This is a genomic window from Vibrio sp. B172a (assembly GCF_030248355.1).
GTDB classification, from domain to species: domain Bacteria; phylum Pseudomonadota; class Gammaproteobacteria; order Enterobacterales; family Vibrionaceae; genus Vibrio; species Vibrio owensii.
In genome coordinates this window covers 39,387-47,515 of the sequence record NZ_JAHGAC010000010.1, presented here as the reverse complement: position 1 = coordinate 47,515, position 8,129 = coordinate 39,387, and the positions used below count along the sequence as shown (strand labels likewise).

Annotated in this window: 7 protein-coding genes and 3 pseudogenes; 4 read left to right on the top strand and 6 right to left on the bottom strand. The window is 41.1% G+C overall.

Going from position 1 to position 8,129, the window contains the following annotated elements; translation table 11 throughout:
• Positions 1 to 201 precede the first annotated feature (201 nt).
• Positions 202 to 867 (bottom strand): hypothetical protein, encoded by a 666-nt coding sequence (locus KIT90_RS13295; RefSeq protein ID WP_285377058.1) that lies wholly within the window; start codon positions 865 to 867, stop codon positions 202 to 204.
• 229 nt (positions 868 to 1,096) lie between these two features.
• On the opposite strand from KIT90_RS13295, the gene KIT90_RS13290 reads away from it, so the two are divergent.
• Positions 1,097 to 1,939 carry a hypothetical protein gene (locus KIT90_RS13290; protein ID WP_285377057.1) on the top strand — a complete coding sequence of 281 codons (843 nt, stop codon included), beginning with the start codon at positions 1,097 to 1,099 and terminating at the stop codon, positions 1,937 to 1,939.
• A gap of 1,127 nt (positions 1,940 to 3,066) precedes the next feature.
• Here KIT90_RS13290 and KIT90_RS13275 read toward each other — a convergent pair.
• From KIT90_RS13275 to KIT90_RS13265, 3 genes and pseudogenes are all read right to left on the bottom strand, one after another.
• Positions 3,067 to 3,666 (bottom strand): SLATT domain-containing protein, encoded by a 600-nt coding sequence (locus KIT90_RS13275; protein ID WP_285377056.1) that lies wholly within the window; start codon positions 3,664 to 3,666, stop codon positions 3,067 to 3,069.
• A 52-nt stretch (positions 3,667 to 3,718) separates the two neighbouring features.
• A pseudogene (locus KIT90_RS13270) lies at positions 3,719 to 4,174 on the bottom strand (IS3 family transposase); the annotation flags it as partial.
• A 421-nt stretch (positions 4,175 to 4,595) separates the two neighbouring features.
• Positions 4,596 to 4,947 (bottom strand): annotated as a pseudogene (locus KIT90_RS13265) (NUDIX domain-containing protein); the annotation flags it as partial.
• A gap of 178 nt (positions 4,948 to 5,125) precedes the next feature.
• On the opposite strand from KIT90_RS13265, the gene KIT90_RS13260 reads away from it, so the two are divergent.
• The 3 genes and pseudogenes from KIT90_RS13260 to KIT90_RS13245 all read left to right on the top strand — a co-directional run bounded on the left by KIT90_RS13260 (position 5,126) and on the right by KIT90_RS13245 (position 6,795).
• Positions 5,126 to 5,374 carry a type II toxin-antitoxin system Phd/YefM family antitoxin gene (locus tag KIT90_RS13260; RefSeq protein WP_005377003.1) on the top strand — a complete coding sequence of 83 codons (249 nt, stop codon included), beginning with the start codon at positions 5,126 to 5,128 and terminating at the stop codon, positions 5,372 to 5,374.
• Positions 5,364 to 5,654: a type II toxin-antitoxin system RelE/ParE family toxin gene (locus tag KIT90_RS13255; protein WP_285377055.1), complete on the top strand. Its 291-nt coding sequence runs from the start codon at positions 5,364 to 5,366 to the stop codon at positions 5,652 to 5,654. The genes KIT90_RS13260 and KIT90_RS13255 overlap by 11 nt, the downstream gene beginning before the upstream one ends.
• Before the next feature lie 226 nt (positions 5,655 to 5,880).
• Positions 5,881 to 6,795, top strand: a pseudogene (locus tag KIT90_RS13245) (IS30 family transposase).
• Here KIT90_RS13245 and KIT90_RS13240 read toward each other — a convergent pair.
• Together KIT90_RS13240 and KIT90_RS13235 are read right to left on the bottom strand one after the other, a co-directional pair.
• A complete protein-coding gene (locus KIT90_RS13240; protein ID WP_285377054.1) occupies positions 6,760 to 7,107 on the bottom strand; it encodes a hypothetical protein in 348 nt (115 codons plus the stop codon). The pseudogene KIT90_RS13245 and the gene KIT90_RS13240 sit on opposite strands and share 36 nt — an antisense overlap.
• Before the next feature lie 133 nt (positions 7,108 to 7,240).
• The gene (locus tag KIT90_RS13235) at positions 7,241 to 7,909 is read right to left on the bottom strand and encodes a hypothetical protein (protein WP_285377053.1); all 669 of its coding nucleotides are present in this window, start codon (positions 7,907 to 7,909) and stop codon (positions 7,241 to 7,243) included.
• Positions 7,910 to 8,129 lie beyond the last annotated feature (220 nt).

The following is an 8,129-nucleotide window of genomic DNA, read 5'->3' as shown; positions in this document are numbered from 1 at the left end:
AAAGACAAGCAATGAATGAGCAGTTACACACATTAAATCCAGTTTTAGAGAAGCCCGAACAATTCAAAGCAAGTCATACCAAGTAACCCACTACCCTTGATTCTTTTCTCCCAAAGGGGACATTTCTACTTGGGAAAAAAGAGGACATTTTAAAATGGGATTGACAACAACGCTCACCTCCCCTGTTTCTACTGTTCAATCTCAACGGTTCCATCTGCGGTGAAGTTCTGCTTTTTCTCTTGCTGATAGCGATACCAATCGAGAAGAATATTTATTGAAGTACACCTCAGGGCTATAAAAGTAACGAGTTCCTTTAAGGATTCTGCCGTTTATTGCGCTGGTTAAAGCATCTAGCTTACCTATAAATTGATAGTAAACCCATGAGGATTTATAGTCTTTCGAGGATTGAATGCTGGCTAGGTAGGATATTCTTTGGTCGAGGAGTTCTATGATTTCTCTGGCCTGTTCAGGGTAGTCGGCCTTAATCTTTTCAAAGTCTGATTCCCAGTATCTCGGGTATTGAATAAGGGATTCGTAAAGATCTTTGACGATGTGAGACGACTTGAACTCAACTCTGAATTGATCGACAGAGATGGAATCTCTAGACATTGGGTAACCAGGTACAGTTACTTCATTATTGGAAAAATCAAAACCTAGAGCCCTCTGGCTAAGGGCGTGCCCACCATTAAAGCAACCTAAGTATTTTAACTGGCAAGCTCCGGTCGAGTCGTCTAAACCTGAACTCATTTGATAGAAATTGACGGAAAACTCTCCATCGCAGTCATAGTGATATTTTCTGGCATAGATCGTTGCTTGTTTCTTTGACTTTTCGTTGAATTGCTTTACTAAAGCTAAATCACTATCCATTGGTTACCCCTATTTACTCCCGCTCTATTGATTTGTTTAGATAGTTATATTTACCGTAACCCTCGTTGTACGCACCAAAAACTGCAGTATAGAGATGAAGCAGGTAGCTTATTTATAGTTCATGGCGTTCTGTAAGACTTTGTAAAAAAGGATATTTTACAAAACCCTCTTTTGGTAATAATATTCATTCGCATTCAATGAAAGTACTTTGAATTTAGGACCTAAAATTATGAAAAAAATATTGTTTCTGTTTGGAATAATTACAGCGCTTAGTTCTTTCCAATCTTTAGCTAATCAAGATGAAAATTACTTAACTTGTCATGGTTGTAATGCTACTGAAATGTCAGACACCATTACATCTTGGGGGTTAAAAAATATCAGTGATGAGTATGCAGAGATGGGTCGACCAAAAGTAATACATGCACTGGATTATAAATCAGGCTCTGTAGAGTCTTATTTATTGTTTAAAAGGCAGAGGAAAGCTTGGGGGCAGTGGGTTTTTAATATTGAAAAACAAGCGATTAAGACTCCAGATGACATTATTGAGAAGGTTAAAGAGGTTCATTTAGCTACAAGTGAGTTACAAAAAGCATCCCTAGATATCACTATTCCCCCATCAGTTATCTCTGACCCTTGGCATATGGTTGGGTGTGGGTATTGTGTTGCTGACATTCAAGACTTCTATAACGCCTCGTTGGATGGTCAAATAACTAGGTTTTCACTGGCACTTGTTACCGTTACGTCAAATTTCAATGTCGGAACCGCTTATACCCCTGTAATTACTCTCAACTTTGCTAATGGCGGAAGAGTTATATTTGAAACTAGCCTTATTCATAACACAACAGAACTTAGAATCTCGAAAGTTTTAGCGGTCATTGATGAAAATAACAATGTTGTTCCATTGACGCGAGAAGATGCAAACGGTTTAGCTATTCGAGTTCTAAACGAGGCTAGAGGGGCGACTATTAATCAGATTTTATATAATGCTTGGCGACTTGGGTTTCCAACGAGTACTATCGGTCGAGTAACAATTACTGAGTGCTCTAGATTAGCGCATGCCGTGTGTTTTTAACGGAAATATAAAAAGACTTTCACGTTGATCATTGAGACCTAACGGCTTTAGGATTAATGTCTTTCCCATATATGACAAAACCACTCTTGTAGGAGTGGTTTTCGTCGGAATAATCACAGATAGCACACTAATCATCAGGGTCAGTTAGTTCATGCCAACTACATTGACTACAATACTCATAACGACAATTATCAGAATCGAAAAACACTATAAATTCATAATTTTGCTTGCACTCAGGACAAATGTCGCTGTATGTCTTCAATCCAGTAAGTTTTGAGCGTCGAATTCAAAGCAAGTCATACCAAGTAACTCACTATCCTTGTTTATATTCTCTCATAAAGGGACATTTCTACTTGGGAGAAAAGAGGACATTTTAAAATGGGATTGACATAGCATGTAGGCGCAAAGTTGTAATGTCCGGTTTTAGCTACTTTAAAATGTCCTCCTAAGATTAACAACATTGTTTGCCTTTGAGGCTTTAACCGGCGTTGAGGTCACCTAGACGCTTACTCAGCCCTGCCACACGAGAAATCGTCCATAAGATACTGAACTCTAAGCCTCATCCTGAACAGTCTTATTGTTCCTGTCTGGGATCACTCAACCTGAATAGAGTTCATGGTGAGATACACTGATGCTGACAAAACCCAATGACACCTTCATCAAGAATCGACTCAATAATAATCATGAAAGGCAACTGACCACCTACGCAGAGCTGAACTTCGAGGAACGGTTAAGCTTGCTTCTGGAAAGTGAAACCTTGAATCGCAATCAGACCAAAATTCAACGCTTAAAACCGCCCCTTTGCAAAGTACGTAGAGAGATGAATAACAGGATAAATCCTACACGTTGAAAACCTTATGCTCACATTGGCTTTTAAAGTCGATAAGTTGATCAGGACTGCGTATTCGACTACCTCATCTTGGCCAAGGCAATAGCCGCTAAAACAGGCCGTATATATGGTAGTTAACCTGCACTTTTAATCACGCTGCTGACTTGCAAAACCGGGGGAGACCATATAAGTGAGCAACGCTACCACATAACCAGACCATTGCGCCGTAAACACGAAACCCAACCTTGAACTAAAAATGTCAAGCGTTGGGTATCACTCTTAAATGCTTTGTTATAGCTCATTTGATGTTCGAAAATAGATAATAAAAAACATAGGTTACAAACGATATAGCCACAATGTAATGCGTATACCCCAACCACATGAAAAACTGAGCCCTGACATATAACCAAAGATACTCTGGCCAATCCTGCCATTTTTCTGGTTTGTAATGTAGCCTAGTAAAGAGATAATCCACTGGCTTATGATTTTCGTATTTTTCTAGGATGTCGTAGTATTCTTCTACAAGTTCATCGTATGCGTCATAGTCTTCAGGCAAGCCCCTTAGCTTACGTGCGAATTTTCCAAGTTCCACACCATTCCGATGCATCGCTTCGGCTCGGGAAACAAAGTTCTCTTGACCAAGTAGCAAAGAATATACAAGCACCATTACTGCAAGTATGGCTTGAAAGCTATTTAAAAGTTGATCGGAAATAGTGAGTTCGACGCCATATGCTTGAAACAGAGGTATAAAAACCAATGCAGCCGAAATAAAGGCTACTGTCCACTGCGACACTTTCTGATGAGTAGATAGTCTTTCGCTTGCTCTATACCTAGATTTAGTCGTAAGTTTAGTTCTCCTTAACAACTCTTTAACTTTGCTGTTTTCTAATTCCGCCAATTTGATACTCCTTTGAGCTTGGTGTACCCCACAAAAAGTAGACAGTACATAACTACATACTTTCGTACTCAACTGGGCTGACATGCCCCAACGCAGAGTGTCTTCTTCTGCGATTGAAAAATACCTCGATGTATTCGAAGATGCCCATTTGAGCTTCTTCGACAGTTTGATTGTCTTCTGCATATATAAGCTCGACTTTCAGTCGGCTGTAGAACGACTCCATCACCGCATTATCCCAACAGTTACCCTGTCGACTCATGCTCGGTACACCTCCATGCTTGCGCATGAAGTCTTGATATTTATATGCCCTGTATTGTATACCACGGTCTGAGTGGATAATGACGCCCTTAGGCGACTTACGTGACTCAAGCGCCATTTTTAGGGCATTGGTGATGAGCTCGACGGTAATCGTTGTCCCTAACGACCAACCCACGATGCGCCTTGAATGCAGGTCCATCACTGTTGCCAAGAAGAGCCAACGGCTCTTCACCCAGATATACGTGACGCCCGTAACCCACTTCTAACCAAAACTCTCGATACTGATACAAAAGTCGAAAAGAGAAGCCTGTGATCTATTCAGCAGGTTCTGCATGTGCAATTGATCTTATATATTTTTAATGAAAATCCCCGCAAACAAAAACACAAAAGATATCAATAAACATTCAAGAGAGAACAACTAAAAGATGAAATATAAATGCCTAATACTTGCACTTGCTGCCGTTGCAAACCTTGCATATGGCCAGACATCGGCTTTTCATGAATACGCACCAAGTAAGACTACGAATCACACAACTAACAACAACCAAGTTTTAGTCTCACTTCCGAACAAATACGATGCTTCTGACATACTTAAAGTCGAGATTAACGATTACAGTTATCTAAGTGTCCACTATTTGAATAAGACGAGAGGATGATGTGTGGTGTGCTAGGAGTGTGAATTGAGAACAACTTTCTACTACACATTTGAACATGATAACTGTGTATTCAAATTGATCACCATTTGGGTATGTAAAACCAAAACCCTCACCGCCGAATACACCAAGTAGGCGATCTACTTTTATCGCCAAACCTGTTTCCTCGCGAACTTCCCTAAGCAATGCTTGCACTGGCGACTCTTGAGGTTCAATCATTCCGGCTGGAAGGCTCCATGTGCCATCTGATTTTTTGCTGAAGTAGTAGCTCTTTGTTTTCGTTTAAAATGACACCCGCAACGCGGGGGATAAGAAGTGGCATCGTTCCAATCTTAGAACGAACCTCTTTGATATAGTCACTTGCGCTCAATTTTCCTCCTTGAAAGCTAACGCCGTGCTAAGGTGTGAGCAACGTAATACCTTAGCCTACGCCATAAACCGACGCGTAGTAAAAGTGTCAGCGTTGTGAATCACTCTTAAGCAACTTGTTATACCGCTTGGTTGAGGCTAAAATGACCAACATAAAGACCACTTAAGAGACCGATTATATGACCACTAGAATTTTAGCCGATGTGGCTGCAAGCATTACCGAGTTGAAAGCTAACCCTATGAAAGTTGCAACTAGTGCTTATGGCGAACCTGTTGCTGTATTAAACCGAAATGAGCCAGCATTTTATTGCGTACCTGCCGAAGCGTACGAAATGATGATGGACAGACTCGAAGATCTTGAACTACTAGCTATCGCTAAAGAGCGTGAATCTGAAGAGAGCATTTCGGTAAATATTGATGACCTATAAACTCGACTTTAAAAAGAGCGCACTCAAAGAGTGGAAAAAGCTTGGCTGTACTCTGCAACAACAATTTAAGAAAAAGCTGATAGAACGCTTAGATAACCCACATGTTCCCGCTTCAAAGCTCTCTGGAGCTGACAACATGTATAAAATTAAGTTGCGTCAATCGGGCTACCGTCTAGTCTACAAAGTTGAAGACGATGTCATCATTGTAACCGTCTTAGCAGTCGGAAAACGCGAACGTAGCGATGTTTACCGTAAAGCCATGAAAAGGTTAGCTGATTGATTGCGGTATAACGCCCTGTTAAGGTGTGAGCAACGCACTACCAAAGCCGCCGTATACCACCTTAAACACTAAAGCCAACGCATAGTGAAAATGCCACGCGTTGCGAATCCCTCTTAAACAGATTGTTATATGGCTTGGATTCAAGTACGAAGTGCGACACCCCTGAAATTTAAAACAGTGAGATGTGCTATTCATAAGTTTTACTCCCGCCAAGAAGTGAAAAACCATGAATTACACACACCTCACTGAGAATGAAAGGTATATGATGTCCGCACTTAGAAAGCAAGGCATTAGTGTCGTCAACATCGCTAAAGAGCTAGAAACAGGTTGAGCCGGTCACGGCGTAACAAGCGCTATACCAAGTACGATTTCAAAATTATTGACGCGCTTATGAGGCTCAATTGGAGTCCTGACCAAATCGTTGGGTATTGCCGTTTGCATGGCTATCCAGTGATGAGCCATAAGCTTATTTACCAGCACATTTGGACCGATAAAGCCAACGGAAGCATGCTCTGGAAACATTTACGTCAATCACCAAAAAAAGAGACGTAAACGCTACAACGCCAAAGATAACAGGGGGAGAATTGCCACTAAAAGGCACATAACAGAACGACCAAAACAAGCTGAGTTACGCCTAGAACCTGGACATTGGGAAATAGATACCATCCTCGGTCGTGGAACTAAGCACTGCATTGCCACTCTCGTTGACAGAATGACCGGCTACACCTATATCGGACAGTTAGATGACCGAACAACTGCATCACTCAACGCGAGAATGACAGAAATCGTTACGCGTTCAAACTTACCATTTAGAACTATTACTGCTGATAATGGTACAGAATTCAATTAATATCAGGAGATAGAAAACAAGCATAAATGCTTGTTTTACTTCGCAACGCCCTACCACTCTTGGGAACGAGGAACCAATGAGAATACAAATGGACTCATACGCCAATATTTACCTAAGAAAACCTCAATGGCTCATGTGACACAAAGACTGTGCAGCCAGATAGCATATAAACTGAATAACAGACCTCGCCAAAGGCTTGGTTACAAGACTCCAACGGAGTATATTTATGAGCAGCTACTCACTTCAAACTTGATACTAAGCGTTTTGGTAGATGTCATGCAGGCACTCTGATTCAGTGTCATTTATCAGTGAGTCTCCGATGGTCAACTGGATATTCATCGAATTGTCGTCGCTACTACCTATTGGTCTGACACCATCAAGCACACACAGCATACCGAAAACCGACTCTTTGACAGCATCCTCGATAAGACCCTGAACCAACGCCTGCTCACTTGGGGGCAATGACTTAAACCAATTCGATTGTTCGAGTAAACGCCTATCGGGAGATCTACCAGGTGGTTCCGATAAGTTTTCAATCATATTTTCTACCGAAGAAGACTCAACAACTTCTTTGATGGCTTTAACAAATTCGACTTTATCCATAATTCCTCAGAAACGTATAACGTCGCATTAAAGTATGAGCAACGTTGCCACTGAACCTAACCATAACACCTTAAACACAAAACCCAACGATTAGCACTAAAGGGATTCACTCTTAAATGCCTTGTATGGCGCTTTACCAGAACCTATTTTGGAGCGAAGGAATTTCTAATTGCAAATCATCTGCATATTCAAAATTTTCTTCATCGTTATCAGACATATGTAACTCAGTGGCGTATGAGCGCAACCAGAGCTTCCTGTCTTCGGCCGAGAGCACATATCCTTTAAGCTCTTCTTTTCCTTTAAGTCGATCCGGATATGCCCAACCTTTTTTTTCAAGTTGAGTAATCGTAACAATCAAGTGAGCCAACAAAGGTTGTTCAGGTGACACAAATTCATGGAACCAAGGCCAAAACCCTTCATCTCCTGGAGATGCTCGCCAGCCTTTCACTTCGTTTACCTCCGTCAAGTTAGCATATGGGTGAGAGTGGAACGTCCCTACTAACTCGATATTTGGCCAATATTTTTCGAAAAAGCGTTTTTTCGCGATTATTGAATTTAAATCAGGCTGAACCCAATCCTGATGCCTTAAAGCTGATGTCTCCACTGTAGCCATTGTAGCTACTACCCGAGCGGGTAAATTTCCTTTTTGAGGAATCGAATAACCCCATAACAACCCGAAGGTCTCCAAGTTTTTATGCGATTTACCATTTTTATGCGCCTTATGTTCAAACTCGTAAGCCTCTATGGCTGTAGTGAATAGTTGAGGTACAACATGATCTTCAATCACTATATTTTTATTCATTTTTGAACCCGTAAAATAATTTGAAACTTTTCTAGCGCCTAACGCCCTGTTAAGGTGTGAGCAACGCAATACCAAAGCCGCTGCATACCACCTTAATCACTTAAACCAACGCACAGTAAAAATGCCACGCGTTGCGAATCACTCTTAAGCAATTTGTTATGTTTGTTCTACATGCGCGCGATCACACCAACGCTCTGAGTAACTTTCGTTTACCCAACAC

Excerpts from the sequence above, each read along its gene's own strand:
- KIT90_RS13260 (WP_005377003.1), top strand. The coding sequence starts at position 5,126 with ATGACCACTAGAATTTTAGCCGATGTGGCTGCAAGCATTACCGAGTTG.
- KIT90_RS13240 (WP_285377054.1), bottom strand. The coding sequence starts at position 7,107 with ATGGATAAAGTCGAATTTGTTAAAGCCATCAAAGAAGTTGTTGAGTCT.
- KIT90_RS13255 (WP_285377055.1), top strand. The coding sequence starts at position 5,364 with ATGACCTATAAACTCGACTTTAAAAAGAGCGCACTCAAAGAGTGGAAA.
- KIT90_RS13295 (WP_285377058.1), bottom strand. The coding sequence starts at position 867 with ATGGATAGTGATTTAGCTTTAGTAAAGCAATTCAACGAAAAGTCAAAG.
- KIT90_RS13290 (WP_285377057.1), top strand. The coding sequence starts at position 1,097 with ATGAAAAAAATATTGTTTCTGTTTGGAATAATTACAGCGCTTAGTTCT.
- KIT90_RS13235 (WP_285377053.1), bottom strand. The coding sequence starts at position 7,909 with ATGAATAAAAATATAGTGATTGAAGATCATGTTGTACCTCAACTATTC.